The sequence below is a fragment of the Acidobacteriota bacterium genome, assembly GCA_020845575.1.
Lineage (GTDB): Bacteria > Acidobacteriota > Vicinamibacteria > Vicinamibacterales > Vicinamibacteraceae > Luteitalea.
Map to the genome: position 1 here is coordinate 1 of JADLFL010000059.1, position 19,687 is coordinate 19,687.

14 protein-coding genes and 2 rRNA genes are annotated in these 19,687 nt (G+C 68.3%); 12 read left to right on the plus strand and 4 right to left on the minus strand.

Annotated elements, in window-relative coordinates:
* The 12 genes from IT182_16670 to IT182_16725 form a co-directional block, all read left to right on the plus strand.
* Nucleotides 1–161, plus strand: a 23S ribosomal RNA gene (locus IT182_16670); the annotation flags it as partial.
* 228 nt (nucleotides 162–389) lie between these two features.
* A 5S ribosomal RNA gene (gene rrf / locus IT182_16675) occupies nucleotides 390–506 on the plus strand.
* A gap of 58 nt (nucleotides 507–564) precedes the next feature.
* Nucleotides 565–1,440, plus strand: a complete 876-nt coding sequence (locus IT182_16680) for an SDR family NAD(P)-dependent oxidoreductase (GenBank protein MCC6164984.1) — start codon at nucleotides 565–567, stop codon at nucleotides 1,438–1,440.
* Between the two features lie 24 nt (nucleotides 1,441–1,464).
* A complete protein-coding gene (locus tag IT182_16685) occupies nucleotides 1,465–2,178 on the plus strand; it encodes a hypothetical protein (GenBank protein ID MCC6164985.1) in 714 nt (237 codons plus the stop codon).
* Between the two features lie 52 nt (nucleotides 2,179–2,230).
* Nucleotides 2,231–3,439, plus strand: coding sequence for an ATPase (locus IT182_16690; protein MCC6164986.1), 1,209 nt, complete (start codon nucleotides 2,231–2,233; stop codon nucleotides 3,437–3,439).
* Nucleotides 3,439–4,272 (plus strand): methyltransferase domain-containing protein, encoded by an 834-nt coding sequence (locus IT182_16695; GenBank protein MCC6164987.1) that lies wholly within the window; start codon nucleotides 3,439–3,441, stop codon nucleotides 4,270–4,272. Before IT182_16690 ends, IT182_16695 begins: the two co-directional genes overlap by 1 nt.
* 93 nt (nucleotides 4,273–4,365) lie before the next feature.
* Nucleotides 4,366–5,139 carry a class I SAM-dependent methyltransferase gene (locus tag IT182_16700; GenBank protein ID MCC6164988.1) on the plus strand — a complete coding sequence of 258 codons (774 nt, stop codon included), beginning with the start codon at nucleotides 4,366–4,368 and terminating at the stop codon, nucleotides 5,137–5,139.
* 42 nt (nucleotides 5,140–5,181) lie between these two features.
* Nucleotides 5,182–5,934 carry a YebC/PmpR family DNA-binding transcriptional regulator gene (locus IT182_16705; GenBank protein MCC6164989.1) on the plus strand — a complete coding sequence of 251 codons (753 nt, stop codon included), beginning with the start codon at nucleotides 5,182–5,184 and terminating at the stop codon, nucleotides 5,932–5,934.
* Nucleotides 5,931–6,494 (plus strand): crossover junction endodeoxyribonuclease RuvC, encoded by a 564-nt coding sequence (gene ruvC, locus IT182_16710; protein ID MCC6164990.1) that lies wholly within the window; start codon nucleotides 5,931–5,933, stop codon nucleotides 6,492–6,494. The genes IT182_16705 and ruvC overlap by 4 nt, the downstream gene beginning before the upstream one ends.
* A 23-nt stretch (nucleotides 6,495–6,517) precedes the next feature.
* Complete coding sequence (ruvA, locus tag IT182_16715; protein MCC6164991.1) at nucleotides 6,518–7,084, plus strand: Holliday junction branch migration protein RuvA; 567 nt, start codon at nucleotides 6,518–6,520, stop codon at nucleotides 7,082–7,084.
* 14 nt (nucleotides 7,085–7,098) lie between these two features.
* Entirely contained in the window at nucleotides 7,099–8,118 is a 1,020-nt protein-coding gene (gene ruvB, locus IT182_16720) for a Holliday junction branch migration DNA helicase RuvB (GenBank protein ID MCC6164992.1), read from the plus strand.
* A 26-nt stretch (nucleotides 8,119–8,144) separates the two neighbouring features.
* Complete coding sequence (locus IT182_16725) at nucleotides 8,145–9,155, plus strand: ketoacyl-ACP synthase III (GenBank protein MCC6164993.1); 1,011 nt, start codon at nucleotides 8,145–8,147, stop codon at nucleotides 9,153–9,155.
* A gap of 99 nt (nucleotides 9,156–9,254) precedes the next feature.
* Here IT182_16725 and treY read toward each other — a convergent pair whose 3' ends face one another.
* The 4 genes from treY to glgX form a co-directional block, all read right to left on the minus strand.
* Nucleotides 9,255–12,200 carry a malto-oligosyltrehalose synthase gene (treY, locus tag IT182_16730; protein MCC6164994.1) on the minus strand — a complete coding sequence of 982 codons (2,946 nt, stop codon included), beginning with the start codon at nucleotides 12,198–12,200 and terminating at the stop codon, nucleotides 9,255–9,257.
* The gene (treZ, locus tag IT182_16735) at nucleotides 12,197–14,140 is read right to left on the minus strand and encodes a malto-oligosyltrehalose trehalohydrolase (protein ID MCC6164995.1); all 1,944 of its coding nucleotides are present in this window, start codon (nucleotides 14,138–14,140) and stop codon (nucleotides 12,197–12,199) included. Before treZ ends, treY begins: the two co-directional genes overlap by 4 nt.
* Nucleotides 14,137–17,412, minus strand: coding sequence for a maltose alpha-D-glucosyltransferase (gene treS, locus IT182_16740; protein ID MCC6164996.1), 3,276 nt, complete (start codon nucleotides 17,410–17,412; stop codon nucleotides 14,137–14,139). Before treS ends, treZ begins: the two co-directional genes overlap by 4 nt.
* A 95-nt stretch (nucleotides 17,413–17,507) precedes the next feature.
* Nucleotides 17,508–19,640, minus strand: a complete 2,133-nt coding sequence (gene glgX / locus IT182_16745; GenBank protein ID MCC6164997.1) for a glycogen debranching protein GlgX — start codon at nucleotides 19,638–19,640, stop codon at nucleotides 17,508–17,510.
* Nucleotides 19,641–19,687: the final 47 nt, after the last annotated feature.

Sequence of the window (19,687 nt, forward strand, 5' to 3'; positions counted from 1 at the left end):
AAACGCTGAAAGCATCTAAGCGTGAAACCCTCCACGAGATGAGATCTCCCTGGACGCAAGTCCCTGAAGGCCCCTGGTAGACCACCAGGTGATAGGCCAGGTGTGTAAGGGTGGCGACATCCTCAGCTGACTGGTACTAATCGGCCGTGAGGCTTGACCATAACTTCACCCTCTGCGGTGTCGTCGAGTAAACACTACCGTTTGCAGGATATTCAGTTGTCCGCCCACGCGGCCTTTGGCCGCTACGGCGGGGTTCTTTTACAACGAGATGCGCGGCTGCACGTCATGCCCTTCACGGATGTTGGGGCCCCAGGCGTGCGCACCTCGGACGACGAATGTCGTCGAGGGCTCGGTACCGGATGAGTCCGGTGCCGGCCGCCAACAAGTTTCCCGGTGGCCATAGGGGAGGGGTCACACCCGTTCCCATTCCGAACACGGAAGTTAAGCCCTCCACCGCCGATGGTACTGCAGGCGCAGGTCTGTGGGAGAGTAGGTCACTGCCGGGGATATATCGAAGCCTCGGGCATCGGAAGATGCTCGGGGCTTTTTTGTGTTCCGTAGCGTATGTCGCCTGGTTCCGTTTCCCGCGTCGTCCTCATCACCGGCTGCTCGTCGGGCATCGGGCACGCGACGGCGCTGCGTCTGCGGGCGCGCGACTGGCGGGTGTACGCCACGGCGCGCGACGTGCGCACACTCGACCATCTGAAAGCCGCGGGGTGTCACGTGCTCGCCCTGGATGTCACCGACGAAGCGGCGATGCAGGCCGCCGTGGAACACGTGACGCGCGAGGCCGGTGGCATCGGTGCGCTCGTCAACAACGCGGGCTACAGCCAGTCGGGCGCGTTCGAGATGGTCCCCCTGTCGCGCGTACGGGCACAGTTCGAGACGAATGTCTTCGGCCTCGTGCGCCTCACGCAGCTGGTCCTGCCGGGCATGCGCGCGCGCCGCTGCGGCCGCATCGTCACGATTGGATCAATGGGCGGCCGGCTCACCTTCCCGGGCAGCGGCTTCTATCACGCCACCAAGCACGCGCTCGAGGCGCTGACCGACGCGCTGCGCTTCGAGACGGCCGGGTTCGGGATCAAGGTGGTCCTGATCCAGCCTGGTCTGGTGCGGACAGCCTTCACGAAGACCGTCACGGCGCACGTGGAGGCGCTGGAGTCCGGCGCGTCTGGTCCATATGGCCACTTCACGTCGGAAGTCGAGCGGATCACGCGCGAGTCGTACGAGAAGGGGCCGGTCGGGCGGCTGACGGCGACGGCTGATGAGGTGGCGGCGACGATCGAAGAAGCGCTGACGACGATGGACCCGCGTCCGCGGTATCGGGTCGGCTGGTCGGCGACGGTGTTCATGACGTTGCGCGCCCTGGTGCCTGACCGGGTGTGGGACGCGCTGCTGGCGCGCACGTACCCGCGCCCTGGCGACCGTTCCGGCCCGTGACGCCACCGTATACTCTCTGACGCCGTGTCCCATCGGATACCCGTCGAGCTCGACACAGAACGGAAGGTTCGCACCCGGAACAAGCTCTACTACCGATGGCTGCACTGGCCGCTCTGGATCTTCGTCTTCTTCATCGCACCGGGACCGCTGACCTTCGATCTGTTCGAACGCGGCTTCGATCGGCGGATGATCCTGTGGCTCGGCGCCGTGCTCGTGGCCACCGGCATCGCGTTCGCACGCGGACGCCTGCCTGGCTGTGAACCGGCGCCGTACATCATCAGGTTCACCGAAGATCGTCCGAACCCGCCGTATCGCCGCGTGTGCTACTCCTTCGCCTGGGGTGAAGCCGTCGCGTTCGCGGTACTCAACATCGCGGGGCTCGTCGTGGCGATCGCCACGGGCACGTGGATGCTGAAGGAGATCTACCGGTACGCGTACTTCCCGATCGCGGGCTCGATCTGGATCGCCGGCCTGGCCGGTCATCTTCCCCGCGTGAGACCGTCCACGGCTGGCGAAGGACGCGAGCGGCGCTACTTCTACGGCACCGTCTGGGCCGTCTCCGTGGCGCAGCCCGTGCTCTGGCTGCTGTATCTCACACTCCCGAAGGGACCCGTGCCGGACACGTTCAAGCTCGCGGCGTTCATCGGCACGCTGGCCTTCATGGGCGGCCTGGCCTACAAGGGCCGTCTGCCACGCACGCGCCCGATCGTGCCTGGCGAACTCGCCGCGCTCGATTGACCCGCTGCCCGGACCGTTCCCGGGCGACGTGAACTAAGATGCGCTGCACGTCATGACTGCATCCGAGCCGTTGACGGTCCTTTGTGTCGCGACCTACGAGAAGGGCGCCGACTTCCTGCGCGAGTGCAAGCGGCAGGGGTGTACCGTGCTGCTGCTCACCACCGACGCGCTGCAGCACGCCGCAAGCTGGCCGCGCGAGGCGATCGACGAGCTCTTCGCCATCCCTGTCGACATCTCCCGCGAGGACCTGCTCAAGGGCGTGAGCCATGTGGCGCGCACGCACCGCTTCGATCGCATCGTGGCGCTCGACGATTTCGACGTCGAGACCGCCGCGCTGATTCGCGAGCACCTGCGCGTTCCGGGCATGGGCGAGACCACGGCGCGCTACTTCCGCGACAAGCTCGCGATGCGCATCAAGGCGCACGATCACGGCATCCTGGTGCCGCCCTTCACGCCACTCTTCAACGACGCGGACGTGAACGATTTCCTCGATCACGTGCCCGGCCCGTGGCTGGTGAAGCCGCGATCGCAGGCCGCCGCCATCGGCATCCGCAAGGCCACCACGCGCGATGAGGCGTGGCGGTACATCGACGATCTCGGCGACATGCGGGCCTTCTCGCTCATCGAGCAGTTCGTGCCGGGAGACATCTTCCACGTCGACGCCATCGTCTCGCATCGCGAGGTGCTGTTCACGGCGTCGCATCGCTATGGATCGCCGCCCTGGACCGTGGCGCACCATGGTGGTGTCTTCACCACGAGCTCGCTCGACAGGGCGTCTGACGAGGCGCGTGAACTCGACGAGCTCAATCGCCACCTCCTCGACACGCTCGGGCTCGTCCGCGGCGTGACGCACACCGAGTTCATCAGGGCAGACGCCGACGGCCGGTTCTACTTCCTCGAGACGGCGTCGCGCGTGGGCGGCGCCTTCATCGTGGACGTCATCGCCGCCGCGACGGGGCTGAATCTCTGGTGCGAATGGGCGAAGGTCGAGATCGCCGGCGAGCACGGCCACTACGACGTGCCTCCGCACACCGACGACTACGCGGGCCTCGTGCTCTCGCTCGCACGGCAGGAGCACCCCGACACGTCGGCGTACGTCGACCCGGAGATCGTGCACCGTATCGACATGGCGCATCACGCGGGCCTCATCGTGCGCGCCGCGACGCCCGATCGCGTCAACGCGCTGCTCGACGCGTACGGTCATCGTTTCATCGAGGACTTCTACGCCTCGGCACCGGCCCCCGACAAGGCCGCGCACTGATGTCTCGCGACATCGACGCGCTCACCTCCTACACCCTCAAGCACCTCCGCGATCGCTGGTGGACCACGCGATGGACGCAGTGGGTGAGCCGCCATCTGCGGTGCGATCCGGGCGAGCGCTTCATCCACGTGGGCTGCGGCAACGGCGAGATCGATGTCGCGCTCGCGCTGGCCACGCCGGGTCTCGACGTCGTGTCGCTCGACGTGATCGAGGCCCGAGCGCGGCACACGCGCGAGCTCGCCGGAGACGTGGACGTGCGCGTCCATGCCGTTGCGGGCGATCTGCGCGCGCTGCCTGTCGCGCCGGCGAGTGCCAACGCGGTGCTGTGCATCGGAGTCCTGCAGCACCTGCGAGATCCGGAAGCCGCCGTCGCCACACTGGCCGCGCTCGTGAGGCCCGGCGGCCGCATCCTCGTCGTCGAGCCCGACCACGAGGCACGGTACTGGTTCAGTGGCACGCCTGCCGGTGAGAGAGCTTTCGTCGCGGCCACGGAAACGCTCGGTGGCTGGCACGTCGCGCGTGTGGCAGGTGCGCCGTCGCGCCTGGGTGTCCACGTGGCACCGTGGCTGCGCGACGCGGGCATGGAACCCCTCTCCGTGGAGGCCCTGCCCGTCTCCGAATCGAGGCTTGGCGCGCCGCCGCCCGGCGTGTGGGAGGCACGCGAGCGCGCCGCCACAGCGCTCGCTGCCACGCCGGGCCGCGAAGCGGACGGCCATCGCCTCCTCGACGCCGTGAAGGAGTACAGGCGCGAGGCCGACGCCCAGGGTGCCGCCTTCGTCGAAGTGCAGCACGCCCTCCTCATCGCCACGTTGGCGCAGCGCCCCAGCCGCTGACCGGTTGCCCGTTGCCGTTCCGTAGGGACGGCCCGTGCCCGCCCTCCGTAGCTGCGTAGCAGCGGAGAGGGTGGCGACAGCTACACTGACGCGATGCCATCGGGCCATGAAGGATGGGGGGCGTACGCGCCGTTCTACGACTGGGAGAACGCGCGGACGATGGGGCGGCGGGATGTGGGGTTCTGGCGCCAGCTCGCCACGCAGACGGGCGGGCGCGTACTCGAACTCGGCAGCGGTACGGGCCGACTGACGGTGCCGCTCCATCGCCAGGGCATCCCCATCGTCGGCGTGGATCGCGCGGCGGAGATGCTGCAGCGCGTCGGACCGCGTGCGCGACGATCCCGCACCACGCGACCGCCCCTCGCCCGCGGCGACATCACGCGATTGCCGTTCGCCGATGAGCGCTTCAGGCTCGTCATGGCGCCGTACGGCATGCTGCAGTCGCTCCTCAGCGACGTGGTGCTGGGACGCACCATCCGCGAGGCCTGGCGCGTGCTCGAACCGGGCGGCGTCCTCGGCGTGGACCTCGTGCCCGACGTTCCGCGTTGGCGGGAGTACACGAGGAAAGTCGTGTTCTTCAGCCCGGCAGGTCCCCGCGGCCTGCCCATCACCCTCCGCGAGACGGTCAGGCAGGACCGCGACAGGGGCGTCACCACCTTCGAGCAGGAGTACATCGAGGGCCGCGGCAAGGCGCGTCGGGTGACGCCGTTCACGATTCGCTTCAGGACGCTGCCGCTTCCGGCGATTGCGGCCCGACTGGAGCGAGCAGGCTTCCAGGTGGAGGCCGTCCTGGGCGACTACAGAGGCACTCCCTGGGACCGCCGGGCCGACGTCTGGCTGCTCATCGCCCGCAAGCCGACGTGCTAAAATCCCACGGTTCTACGACGTTCTGCCGAGGAGTTCCACGCGATGTCCGGCCACTCGAAATGGCACACCATCAAGCACAAGAAGGGCGCGCTCGACGCCAAGCGCGGCAAGATCTTCACGCGCATCATCAAGGAACTGTCCGTCGCGGCACGTAGCGGCGGAGGCGATCCGGCGATGAACCCGCGGCTCCGCACCGTGATCGCGGAAGCCAAGTCCGTCAACATGCCCAACGACAACATCGCGCGGGCGATCCGGCGCGGCACGGGCGAGGAAGACGGCGTCAACTACGAGGAGATCACCTACGAGGGCTACGGCCCCGGCGGTGCGGCCGTCATCGTCGAGACCCTCACCGACAACCGCAACCGCACCGTGGGCGAGCTGCGGCACATGCTGACCAAGTTCGGCGGCAGCCTCGGCGAGACCAACAGCGTGGCGTGGATGTTCGATCGCAAGGGCTACATCGTGGTCGACAAGACCGCCGCCGCCGAAGAGGCGTTGATGGGCGCGGTGCTCGACGCCGGCGCCGATGACATGGCCGACGATGGCGACACGTGGGGCATCACGACGGACATCTCTGGCTATGAAGCCGTGCTCGACGCCGTGAAGCAGCTCGGCGTGGAACCGTCCACGGCGCAGGCCATGGCGATGCTGCCGAAGAACACGATCAAGCTCGAGGGCAAGACGGCGCAGCAGATGCTGAAGCTGATGGACGCGCTCGACGACCACGACGACGTCAAGCAGGTGTGGTCGAACTTCGACATCGAGGAGAAGGAGATCGAGGCCTCGATGGCATGAGGATCTTCGGGATCGATCCCGGATCGGTGCGCACGGGGTACGGCTGCATCGAGTCCAGCGGCAGCTGCTGGGCGCTCGTCTGCAGTGGCGCCATCGTGCCGCCGGCAGGGCGCGACTTCCCGGAGCGACTCCAGATCCTGCACCACGAGCTCGCCGATCGACTGGCCGCGTCAAGGCCCGACTGCGTGGCCATCGAGAGTCTGTTCCACGGCCTGAACACCCGCAGCGCCTTCGCGCTCGCGCACGCGCGCGGCGTGCTGCTGCTGGCCGCCAGGCAGCAGGGCGTGCCCATCGTGGAGTACGCACCGGCGGAAGTGAAGCGCGCCGTCGTCGGCTTCGGCCGCGCGGAGAAGGCGCAGGTGCAGCAGATGGTCACCATGCTGCTCGGTCTCGCGGCGCCCCCGCGACCCTACGACGCCTCGGACGCCCTCGCCGTGGCCATCTGTCACGCGCACACCTCGTCGCGTCAGCTCTCGCACGTCGACGCCTCGCCGTTCGCGCGCGGGCGGCGCGTCACGAGCTGGCGGCAGATGCGCCCCGAAGACCTGGAGCACCGGTGATTGCTGCGCTGCGTGGACGGCTGATGGAGAAACAGCCGGCGCGAGTGATCGTGGATGTGAGCGGTGTCGGCTACGACGTGCAGGTGCCGCTGTCCACATACGGCCGCCTCGGCGACGTCGATGCCGACGTCGTGCTGCGCATCCACACGCACGTCCGCGAGGAGCAGATCGCGCTCTTCGGATTCCTCACGGCCCTCGAACAGCAGATCTTCGAGCGGCTCATCTCGGTGAGCGGCATCGGCCCGAAGGTGGCGCTTGCCGTGCTGTCGGGTGTCGCGCCCGGCGATCTCGTGGCGGCGGTGCAGGGCAACGAACCCGCACGCCTCACCGCCATCCCAGGCATCGGGCGCAAGACCGCCGAGCGCATCGTCCTCGAGCTGCGCGATCGACTGCCCGCAGCGATGCCCGTCGCGCAGGACGCCGCGACGCCCGGAGGCGCCGTTCGCGCCGACCTGCTGTCGGCGCTCGTCAATCTCGGTTACCCGCGTCCGACGGTCGAGAAGGCCGTTGGTGACGTCCTGAAGGCGCAACCGTCGGCGTCGTTCGACGAGGCCCTGCGGCAGGCGCTCGGCAGGCTGGCGCGCGCATGACGGCCGAGCGCGACATGCCCGATCCGCGCGTGCTCAGCGGACGCGTCACAGACGATGAGGCGCAGTACGAAGCGGGCCTGCGTCCCCGGACGCTCGATGCGTACATCGGCCAGGATCGCGTGCGCGAGAACCTCCAGGTGGCCATCGCCGCGGCGCGACAGCGGGACGAGGCGCTCGATCACGTGCTCGTCTCCGGCCCTCCCGGACTCGGCAAGACGACGCTGGCACACGTGATCGCCAACGAACTCGGCGTGTCGATGAAGGCGTCGTCAGGACCCGTGATCGAACGTCCTGGCGACCTCGCCGCGATCCTCACGACCCTGCAGCGCCACGAGGTGCTGTTCATCGACGAGATCCACAGGCTGTCTCCCGCGATCGAGGAGATCCTCTATCCCGCGATGGAGGACTACGAACTCGACATCGTCATCGGGCAGGGCCCTGGGGCGCGGTCGGTGAAGGTGCCCGTGCAGCCGTTCACGCTCGTCGCTGCGACGACTCGTACTGGATTGCTGACGGCTCCCCTGCGCAGCCGGTTCGGTCTCGTTCATCGTCTCGACTACTACGCCGAGGCGGACATGATCGAGATCGTGTCGCGCTCGGCGCGCATCCTCGGCGTGACGATGGATTCCGAGGCCGCCGCGGAAGTGGCCCGTCGGTCGCGCGGCACGCCGCGCATCGCGAATCGCTTGTTGCGTCGCGTGCGCGACTACGCGCAGGTGCGGGCCGACGGGTCGGTGACTCTCGACGTGGCGCGCGCGGCGCTGACGCTGCTCGAAGTTGACGCACATGGCTTCGACGAGGTCGATCGCCGGCTCCTGCGGGCGATCATCGAGAAGTTCGACGGCGGGCCCGTGGGCGTCAACACGCTCGCGGCGGCACTCGGCGAGGAACGCGACGCCATCGAAGACATCTACGAGCCCTTCCTCATGCAGGTGGGCTTCCTCGAACGCACGCCCCGCGGCCGCATGGTGACGCGACGCGCGTACGAGTTCTTCGGGCTCGAGGAGCCCGGAAAGGACACGCGCCTGTGGTGACCCAACCAGCGGCTCAGCCGCATGGAGTGTTCAGCGGCGGACGGCCGACGATCCAACCCTGCATCAGCGGCCTGGCCACGTACCTGCCGCCGCGCACGCTGACCAACGCCGATCTCGAGAAGATGGTCGAGACCAGCGACGAGTGGATCCTCCAGCGCACCGGCATCCGCAAGCGCCACATCGTCGATCCGGGTGTGGCCACGTCCGATCTCGCGGCCCAAGCCGCGCGCGAGGCCATCGCCAAGGCGGCCATCGGACCCGAAGACATCGACTTCATCGTCGTCGGCACGACGACGCCTGACACCATGTTTCCGAGTACGGCGTGCCTCGTGCAGGACAAGATCGGCGCGACGCGCGCGTGGGGGTTCGATCTCGGTGCCGCGTGTTCAGGATTCACGTATGCGCTGACGACGGCGGCGGGCTTCGTGAGCAGCGGTGTGGCGCGGCACGCGCTCGTGATCGGCGCCGACGTGATGTCGAGCATCATCGACTACACCGATCGGACGACGTGCGTGCTGTTCGGCGATGGTGCGGGTGCGGCCGTCGTCTCGGCCGCGCCGGGACCGGGTCTCGGGATCATCGACTTCGTGCATGAAGTGGACGGCAGCGGCGGTCCTGCACTGTGCATGCCGGCGGGTGGATCGCGCCTGCCGGCGTCGCACGAGACTGTCGACAACCGCCAGCACTACGTCCACCAGGACGGTCAGACCGTCTTTCGTTTCGCGGTCCGCAAGAACGAGGAGATCTGCCGGCGCCTCCTCGAGCGCAACGGGATCGGCCCCGACGACATCGACCTGTTCGTGTCGCACCAGGCCAACAAGCGCATCATCGAGAACACGGCGGAACGCGTCGGCGTCCCGCGCGAGAGGGTCGTCATCAACATCCAGGAGTACGGCAACACGACGGCCGCCACCATCCCGCTGGCGCTGCACGACGCCGTGAAGGACGGCCGCCTGAAGAAGGGCGACCTCGTGCTCATGGCCTCGGTCGGCGCCGGCTTCACTGCCGGATCAGTCCTGCTGCGCTGGGCGTATTGAGCGGGCCTGGCTCGACCTTCGACTGCGATCAGGTCGCCCTGCGCTTGCCGAAGGGCGGAGCGCCGGTCCTGCCAGGCAGGATGACGTGCCCTGGTGGCGTCATCGTCGCTGGCTGGACAGGGAATGCGCATGGGTGCAGGCGGGAGGACGCGCCAAGGGGACGAGCACCGAGACGGGGACGGACTGTAGCGTCTGGGCGAGGAAGAGCCAGCGTTCCGTTGCTGACTCCACGGGGCGGTGTTCCGTGCCTGTCAGAAGATCGCGCCACGCGCCTGAGGGCGCCGATGGCGACAGTACGACGCGCGAGGTTGCCCAGGCGGCGCCGACGGGCCAGTCTCCATGCAGTCGCGCCGTGCGCGTCCCCGCGATGACGATGGCCCAGCGATCGGCTGACGCCACACGTGCGTAAGCCATCGCTGTCGCATCGACGGATGTCTCGGCGAGGAGCGGTTGGTAGCCGCCCTGCAGCCACAGCTCGGGATCCGCGCGCCGTGCCCGCAATAGCGTGGACACCACGTGCCGCTTGATATCGCCGTCCTGCCAGGTGTCGAGCCACGCGGCGAGCCGATCCGGGCCGAACGTGCTGGCCTGCTGCGCCGCCGTTACGTGTGCGAGACGCGTTGCGAGCCCGTCGAAATCGACAGGGCCCCTGTTGTCGGGATCGACGAGGTGGAGTGCCCACTCCTCGGTGCCCTGATACGTATCGGGCATGCCGGGCGCCGTCAGCTTGATGGCGGTCTGCGCGAGTGCGTTGCTCACGCCATGTCGCATCACGCGCGTCATGAGCGGACGCAGCGCCGCGAGCGCGCGCTTCGAGCCAGGCCCTCGCAGCAGGCCTTCGACGTACGCGAGCATGCCGGTTTCGTACGCCTCATTGGGCGTCAGCCAACTGGTGTGCCGCTTGGCTTCACGGATCGCCTTGGTCATGTACGTCTGCAACCGTTCGACGAGCGCCTCTGGTGCTGGCGCCGCGACGGGCACATCGGGCGGCCAGCATCCGACGAGGATCTGGAGGCATCGATACTCATCGCTGCGATCGGGTGCCCACGTATCGGCAAGCCGCACGCGCAGGTGTGACGTTGCGCGCAGCACACGACCGAGCGTCTCCCGCCAGGGATCGGGCAACTCCGACAGCACGTTGAGGCGCGCACGCACGTCCTCGCCGAGCTTCGTGTCATGCGTCGTCAGCGTCGTCATCGTCAGCGGCGTGTCGGCGACGCGAGAGGCCATGCGCGTGTGGAACTCCTCCACGTCGCGCGCCGCCCGCGCGGGCTCGCCGCCGACCTCCGTTGTGGAGACGAGCACGTTGTGACGATAGAACGCGGTGTCTTCGACGCCCTTGGCCTGCACCGGACCCGTGTACTGCTGCAGCTTCATCGCGAACGCGAGACGGCGCTCGTGCATCCCGTCGTTGTCGCTGCCGTCAGCGGTCTCTTCGCGCTCCGAAAGCAGCACCGCGCGCAGGAACGTGAAGAGCGATCGCTCCGTCGCGGGGTTGCGTCGCCGCGCCTCGGCGATGGTCCTGTCGATGATGATCCCGTCTTCGGGCGTCCACCCTCGCGGACCGACGTACGTCCTGTAGACGGGGATGCACGCGACGTATTCGATGAGCAGTTCCCGAAGGCTGTTCTGCGTGAAGTCGCGCGTGCGCCTGTCCGATCGCGCGATGCGGGCAAGCGCGTCGGTCAACACGCCGAGCTCGCTCGACATCGTCGTGTTCATGATCAGCTTCTTCGACTCGTACACGATCTCGTGCAGCGGATCGCGCAGACCGGTGACGCGCGCGTGGAGACGTTGCAGCTGACGCATGCCGGCAGGATCGAGGAAGAGCCCGTTCACGTCGGACAGGAACGCATAGCCCGTCGTCCCGTGTACCTCCCAGTCGGGCCGCAGCCGTTCGCCGTTGGAGAGGATCTTCTCCGCAACGGTGTAGATCGGCGCCGTGCGCGCCGTGGCGATCCGCGCCAGCGCCTGAAGCCGCTCGAAGTATGCCGGCGGATCGAGCAGGCCGTCGGGATGATCGACGCGCAGCCCGTGCACGATGCCTTCGCGCAGCCAGCGTTCGACGAGGACGTGCGTGGCGTCGAACACGTCGTCGTGCTCGACGCATACGGCGGCAAGGTCGTTGACGTCGAAGAAGCGGCGATAGTTGATCTCGTCGACGGCCGTTCGCCACGACGCGAGCCGGTAAGGCTGTGCCTCGAGCAGCATGTGGAGGTCGTCGAACGATTCCGGATGACCGGGACGGCCGTTCACGTGCCTGAGCGCGCCTTCGATGGCGTCGAGGACGACAGGCGTGTCAGCGACGAGCCGTGCAAGGCGGCCCCGCAGCACCTCCTTCTCTCTCGCGCGAGTCGCGATGCGATCGGACTGCGTGTCCGTGTAGGGCGGCAGGTTGCTCAGTCCTTCGATGATGCTCAGGAACTCGAGCACGGCCGGATGCGCGTCGCCGAACGTTGCGCGCAGGTGCGGCTCGGCATGCCGCAGCGCGATGGGCGCCTGCCGCGGATTGATCGGCAGCACGGTGTCGACGTACCGCAGCAGCAGGCGGCCATCGTCGAACGCGACCTGAAGCTCGCCGCGCTCGAGCACCGCGCCGTACTGATCGCCGAGAATCGGTAGCAGTACCTTCTGGTGCAGGTGCGGCGTGATCGGTTCCCAGTCGATGTCGAAGTACCCGGCGTACATCGAGCACGGGCCGTTCTCCAGCACCTCACGCCACCACGGGTTGGCCTGTGGATCCACGCCGACATGGTTGGGGACGATGTCGGCGAGCAGTCGCAGACCGTGACGATGTGCGGTGCTCGCGAGACGTACGAGATCGTCGTCGGTGCCGAGATCCGGATTGAGCGCGCCGTGTTTGCAGATGTCGTAGCCGTGCGTGCTGCCGGGTCTCGCCTCCAGCATCGGAGAGAGATACAGCGCACCAACGCCCAGCGACGCGAGGTACGGAACGAGGGCTTCGGCGTGCGCGAAGGTGACCGACGGTCCGAGCTGGAGCCTGTACGTGCTCGTGGGTGTCCATGCGGCGTGCGTGAGGCTCACGACGACACTCCTGCGGTGTGAAGCACCACGGCATACGGTGCTGACGGTGCATCGATCGCGATCGCGTCGCCCTCGACACTCACGCTGGTGGCCCGCGGCGCCGCGGTGGACGCCGTGGCATGGAGAAGGCGAACCTCGCGTCCCGCCACGTTGCGCGGCCACGGCACGAATCGCGCGGGCGTGTCGGAGAAGTCGACGATGGTGACCAGGTGTCCGCCGCACGCGCTCGGTTGCGCGAGACACAGCGCCCGCGGCCCGACCACGTCGCAGCGGATCGACGTCCTGTCGCGGGGCATCGACAGGTGCGCGGCGCGGATCCCCAGCAGCGCCGTCGTCTCCGCCAGCACGTGTGCGTGGATCGGCTTCGCAGGCTCGGTCCAGTCGAGCACGCTGGCCCGCCACGTCGCGATGTCCTGTGGACTCGGGATCCGCGCACTGGCCAGGTCGCTCGCGAACGCCGCGAATCGCCTGAACTCGCGCCGGCGTCCGTCGATCACCTGACGCCCGAGCCCTGGCTCGTGATCGGTGAAGTACAGGAACGGCGTCGACGCTGCCCATTCCTGCCCCATGAAGAGGAGTGGCGTCTCAGGCGCCGTCAGGAGCAGGGCCGACGCGGCAAGCCACGCGGCGATGTCGATCCCGTGATGCAGGCGATCGCCGAACGCCCTGTTACCGATCTGGTCGTGGTCCTGCAGGCAGATGACAGCGGCTTCGATGGGCACGTCGTGCGGCGGTGTGCCGCGTGCGCCGCCGAAGTGCGACGCGTACTGGCCGGTGAACACCCACCCGTCGCGGACGGCCGTCGCGATCTCGCCGATGTCTCCCGTGAAATCGGCGAACCACGCGTCGCGATCGCCGGCGAGATGGCGGCGTACCGCGTGATGGAAGTCGTCGGTCCAGACGCCCGTCATCCCTGCGCCACCGCGCGAGACGGGATGCAGCAGCGTGTTCAGGTTGCGCTCGTCCTCGGCGATGAGGTGGACCTCGCGATCGGAGATGCACGCAGCGACTTCGCGCGCCAGCTGCGCCAGCAGATGCTCGGGACTGGTGTCCACGAGCGCGTGCGTGGCGTCGAGCCTCAATCCATCCATGTGGTACTCGATGAGCCAGTGGAGCGCGTTGTCGCACAGGAGCCGGCGCACGTCGGTGCTGCCCGGGCCATCGAGATTGATGGCCCGGCCCCATGGCGACGTGCTGCTGTGGAAGATGGTGGGCATCCACGCCGCGAGATAGGCACCGTCGGGACCCAGATGGTTGTAGACGACGTCGAGCAGGACCGCCAGACCGAGCGCGTGCGCGCGATCGACGAGACGGCGCAGATCGTCAGGATGGCCGTAGCGCTCCGACGGCGCGAAGAGCGCCCCGCCGTCGTAGCCCCAGTTCCTCGTGCCTGGAAACGCGGCGATCGGCATCAGCTCGATGGCCGTCACGCCGAGTGCGGCGAGTTCCGGCAGCTTCGCCGTCGCGGCAGCGAATGTCCCCTCGCTGGTGAAGGTCCCTACGTGCAGTTCGTAGATCGCGAGGCGAGGGCGTGCGACCCCCGTCCACGACGCGTCAGTCCATGCGAACGCATCAGGGTCGACGAGCATCGATGGACCATGCACGCCGTCGGGTTGCCAGTGGCTGCACGGGTCGGGCCACGTGTGCGTCTCGTCGCGACCGAGCATGTAGCGATCGCCGGCGCGCGCACCGATGACGTGCGCCTCGAACACGTCGCCCTCGCGTCGCGTCATCTGGTGGACGTCGCCGGTGCTCATCACCACGGAGACCGACGCGGCGTCGGGCGCGCAGACGCGGAACGTCGCGCCCGTGGTCTCTGCGGTGCCCGGTGCCCGGGGCCTCGTCCCTTCGATCCGATGCCCGATGCCCGGTGCCCGGTGCCCGGCCCCTTCGATCCTGTGCAGACGCGGTCCGAACGCCGGCTGCCACCGCGCGCTCATCGGCTCGCTCCCGTGCTGCGCGCGGCGAGGTCGGCGAGCATGCGCGTGGCCTGTTCCCGCCGCGCGTGCCCGGCGCTCGCCGCGTCGACGAGCAACCGCCAGAGCAGTCCCGCCCGCAGTCGTGCGACGAGGACGGCCGGCTCTGGCGCCGACCGTCCTTCAGCGGCAAGGCCTTCCTGCCAGCCGCGCACGAGACTCCATGTCGCCACGGCCCACCACGCGCGCGCCGCGGCGATGGGGGCCGGAGCGTCGTCGACGGCAGGCAGGACCGTGAGCGCCACGTAGGCGAGATCGGCAGACAGCGCGGCGATGTCGCGCTCGCCCGGATCGGCGCCGCCGCTGTGCAGGCCCGGCGTGCTGTCGTCGGGATCGATGGGGATCGGGGCGTGGCCTGCCCACCGCCAGCGCGCCAGCGCGCCGAGGACCTGACGTGAGTCCAGCACGTGTCGGGCGGCATCGCTGCCGAGCAGCGTGGCCCATCGGCTGCGCACCGAGTTCGGTACGCCGCTCGCCGCGGCGAGCGCGGCATCGGCCAGGTCGCGATCGTGCGACGTCACGGGCGCGTCAGTCGTCGTCGCCGTGTCGGCGGCGGTCGACCGCTCGATGGCGACGTGCGTGCGCGCCACGCCATGGCCCATCGCGCGCATCATCGGTTCGAGATCGCGCAAGGGGTCGCCGTCCAACGGCGGTGCGTCACGCTCTTCGATCAACCACACGAACGGATCGGGTGCGGCATCGAGCGACCGCGGCTCGCCGATCCATTGCCTGGCGAGGGCTTCGGCGCGCTGCCACCCGTCCTCCGGGTACGGGACGCGCGACCGGAGCAGCACGAACGGCCAGCGCGCGCCGTCGGGCGTGAGCAGGTCGATGCCCGCGTACACGGCAGGCAGGTCGACGTCGAGATCGTCGGCCAGTGCGGCCATCAGTGTGTGTTCGTACGAGCGTCCTGGCAGCAGGCGTCGCCGGATCTTCAACTCCGCGGCCGCGCCGCACGCGATGACCGTCTGCGCCAGTGTCGTCGGCAGGGCCTCGTACGGCTCGTGGTCGGCAAGCACGACAGGGCCGCGCGATGCCGCGTCGAAGGTGCCGCCCTGACCCGTGAATCGCGCACCCTCGGTCAGCGCGCGCATCAGCACGCGAGCCGCGTCCGCCTCGACGACTTCGTGCAGCACGCCCGTCCGCGCCCCGCCGATGCGCGCGAGCACCAGATCCGGGTGCGTGTCGAGCACCTCTTCGCCGCGCGCGCCGGCCGTGAACGTCAGGGTCAGGCCGAACCTGTAGGTATCCACTTCGCCTTCCACGTCGACGGCCACGAGCACCACCGGCTCGGTCCCGTCGCGCGCGACGGCATGCGCGGCCACGCGCACCGCACGGACCTGTGCGCCAGGTGCGCGATACCAGGGCTGACGCTGAAGGTATGGCAGCAGATAGCGCCGCTCGAGGATCGCGCGGACGGGACCGTCCAGGACCGTGCTCCACCTGTCACTCACGAGCAGATCCGGAAGGGGATGGCGGCGCTGCTCGTCGGCGGCCTCGCTTCTTGCGCGTGGATCCGAAGCCTCGACGAGGTCGAGCCAGTACCAGCCGAATGGCGCAAGGGTGACAGGGAGTGTGCCATCGGCGACCGACGGCAGGCGCGTGCCGCCGAGTATCTCCACGGGCACGCGCACGTTGGTGGATCGCCGGGCTCGGAGAGCCGGCCCTACCACCGAAGCCGGTCCTACCATCGATTCCGTCGGGCCGGTGGCGATTTCTATTTGCGCCGCCTGTACGTCGGCAGACAGGTTGGCGACAACGAGGACGCGCTCGTCGCCGAGCGTGCGGGTGAACGCGAGCACGCGACGATTGCCCGTCTCGGGAAACTCGACGAGACCGCGGCCGAACGTGCGTCTGGTCTGGCGTGCGGCGATCATGCGTCGCGTCCAGTGCAGGAGCGACGAGGGCGTCCGTTCCTGTGCCTCGACGCTGACGGCCTGATACCCGAACACCGCGTCCATCACGAGCGGCGCGCAGAGCCGCTGCGGATCGGCGGTCGAGAAGCCGGCGTTGCGATCGCCCGTCCACTGCATCGGCGTGCGGACGCCGTAGCGATCCGAGAGGTAGATGTTGTCGCCCATCCCGATCTCGTCGCCGTAATACACGACGGGCGTGCCCGGCAGAGACAGCAGCAGGACCGTCAGCAGTTCCACGCGACGCCTGTCGCCGCCGAGCAGTGGCGCGAGCCGTCTGCGGATGCCCGCGTTGATCCGCATGCGCGGGTCCTCGGCGAACGCGCGCCACATCGACTCGCGCTCCTCGTCGGTCACCATCTCGAGCGTCAGTTCGTCGTGGTTGCGCAGGAACAGCGCCCACTGGCAGAGGTCGGGGATGTCTGGCGTCTGCCGCAGGATCTCGACGATCGGCTCGCGGTCTTCGCGCTGCAGCGCCATGTACAGGCGCGGCATCAGCGGGAAGTGGAACGCCATGTGGCACTCGTCGCCCGCGCCGAAGTACGCGCTCACGTCGGCAGGCCACTGATTCGCCTCGGCCAGCAGCGCGCGTCCCGGATACTCCGTGTCGAGGAAGCGCCGGACCTGCCTGATGATGGCGTGCGTCTCCGGCAGGCTCTCGCACGACGTGCCTTCACGCTCGATGAGGTACGGGATCGCGTCGAGGCGGAAGCCGTCGACGCCGAGATCGAGCCAGAACCGCATCACGCGCAGCATCGCGCGCAGCACGCGCGGGTTGTCGTAGTTGAGGTCTGGCTGATGGTGGTAGAACCGGTGCCAGTAGTACGCCCGCGCCACGGGATCCCACGTCCAGTTGGACGCTTCCGTGTCGCTGAAGATGATGCGCGTGTCCTCGTACCTGCTCGTCGAGTCGTGCCACACGTAGAAGTCGCGTGCCGGGGATCCCGGCGGGGCCTGTCGTGCGGCCTGGAACCACGGGTGCTGGTCGGACGTGTGGTTCATCACCAGTTCGGTGATGACGCGCAGCCGTCGCGCGCGGGCCTCACGCAGGAAGCGGCGCACGTCGCGCAGCGTGCCGTACGCGGGGTGCACGCTCTGGTAGTGCGCGATGTCGTACCCATCGTCCCGGAGCGGCGACGGATAGAAGGGGAGGAGCCACAGCGTGTCGACGCCGAGGCGCTGGATGTAGTCGAGTCTGGAGATCAGGCCTGCGAAGTCACCGATCCCGTCGCCGTTGCCGTCCAAGAAGGTCCGCACGTGGACCTGATAGATGACGGCGTCCTTGTACCAGTCGATGGGAGTTCCGTGCGTGAGTTCGTCCATGTCACCTGAAATGCGACGTGCACGCCTGCCGCAACCGGTACGGTCGGGCTGACGTGCACGAGCCGGCGCGGGGCCGGAGATGAGATGGATCGAGTTTACCGGACGGGGGCGTGACCTGGCTCGTCGGTGCGCAGCAGCACGACGGATCGCCCGGCCACCTCGTACGTGAGGGGCTGGGCGGCGAGCTCGCCGGGTGCGGTCGTGATGCTGGTGTCGAAGACGAGCGTCCACGGCAGACCGCTCGGCGCGGCAGGCAGCGTGAACGTGCACGCGTCCTCGTCGGCGTTGAGCAACACGAGCAGCGTGTCGTCCAGGACGGGCTGGCCGCGTCGGTCGATCTCGTCCATCGCGGTGCCGTTGAGCAGGACGCCGATCGTGCGGACGTGCGGGGCCGACCACATCGAGTCGTTCATCTCCACGCCCGAGGGATCGAACCACGCCAGATCCTTCACCCCTGCGCCGCGCAGGGGCCGCCCCTGGAAGAACCGCTGCCGCCGCAGCACGGGATGCGTCTGGCGCTTCGCGATCAGCATGCGGGTGAAGTCCAGGAACTCCCGATCGCTCTCGGTGATGTCCCAGTCCACCCAGCTGATGTCGTTGTCCTGGCAGTAGGCGTTGTTGTTGCCCTTCTGCGTCCGCCCCATCTCGTCGCCGCCGCAGATCATCGGCACGCCCTGCGACAGCAGGAGCGTGGCCATGAAGTTGCGGCGCTGTGTGACGCGTGCCGCGTTGACGACGGGGTCGGTCGTCGGCCCCTCCGCTCCCATGTTCATCGAGAGGTTGTTCGATTCGCCGTCGCGATTGTCTTCGCCGTTGGCGTCGTTGCGCTTGATCTCGTAGGTGACCAGGTCGTTGAGCGTGAACCCGTCGTGACACGTGACGAAGTTGATGCTCGCGCTCGGCAGGCGCCCCGTGTGTTCGTAGAGATCGCTGCTCCCGGACAGACGCGTCGCGAACTCGGAGACCTGCCCGCCGTCGCCGCGCCAGAAACGCCGCACCGAGTCGCGATAGCGGCCGTTCCACTCGGTCCAGCCGACGGGGAAGTTGCCGACCTGATACCCGCCCTCGCCGAGATCCCAGGGCTCGGCGATCAGCTTTACCTGCGACAGCACGGGGTCCTGATGGATGATGTCGAAGAACGCACCCAACTTGTCCACCGCGTGCAGTTCGCGCGCGAGCGCACTCGCCAGGTCGAACCGGAAGCCGTCCACGTGCATCTCGAGCACCCAGTACCGCAGGCTGTCCATGATGAGCTGCAGCACGCGCGGGCTCTGCATGTTCAGCGTGTTGCCCGTGCCCGTGAAGTCCTCGTAGTAGCGCCGATCGCCGGGCGTGAGCCTGTAGTACGAGACGTTGTCGATGCCACGGAGCGACAGCGTGGGACCGAGGTGACTGCCTTCGGCCGTGTGGGTGTAGACCACGTCGAGGATGACCTCGAGACCCGCCGCGTGCCGCGTCCGCACCATCGTCTTGAACTCGCGCACCGAGCCGTAGGGTGAGCGGCCCACCGAGTAGCGCAGTTCCGGCGCGAGGAACGCGAGCGTGTTGTAGCCCCAGTAGTTGGAGAGCCCCGCCTTGACGAGATGCCAGTCGTCGATGTGGTGGTGCACCGGCAGCAGCTCGACGGCCGTCACGCCGAGATCCAGCAAGTGCTCGATCGCGGCCTCGGACGCGAGGCCGAGATAACTGCCGCGGAGTTCCTCTGGGACTCCGGGATGGCGCTTCGTGAAGCCGCGGACGTGCAGCTCGTAGATGATCGTCTCGTGCCAGGGCCGCTTCAACGGGCGGTCGTCGCCCCACGTGAACGACTGGTCGACCACCGCCGCCAGCGGCGCGTACGCCGCGTTGTCCCGGTCGTCCCGGCTGTCTGGAGACCCGATCGTGAAACCGAACATGCTGTCGTGCCAGCGCACGTTGCGCCCCACGGCCTTGCCGTACGGATCGAAGAGGAGCTTCGCGGGATTGAAGCGATGGCCCGCGCGCAGGTCGTGCGGTCCGTGCACGCGATAGCCGTACAACTGCCCCGGCTTCGCTTCAGGCAGATAGCTGTGCCAGACCTGGTCGGTGCGCTCCCGCAGCGGGATCCTGTGCGACTCGCGGCCCGCGTACGGCGAGTCGAAGAGACAGAGGTCCACGCCCGTGGCGTGTTCCGAGAACAGGGCGAAGTTGACGCCGATACCATCCCACGTGGCGCCGAGCGGATAAGGAGAACCTGGCCAGACTTTCATCGTGTACGAGAGGCGCGGCGACGACGCGGCCGTCGCGCGGCGCCCAA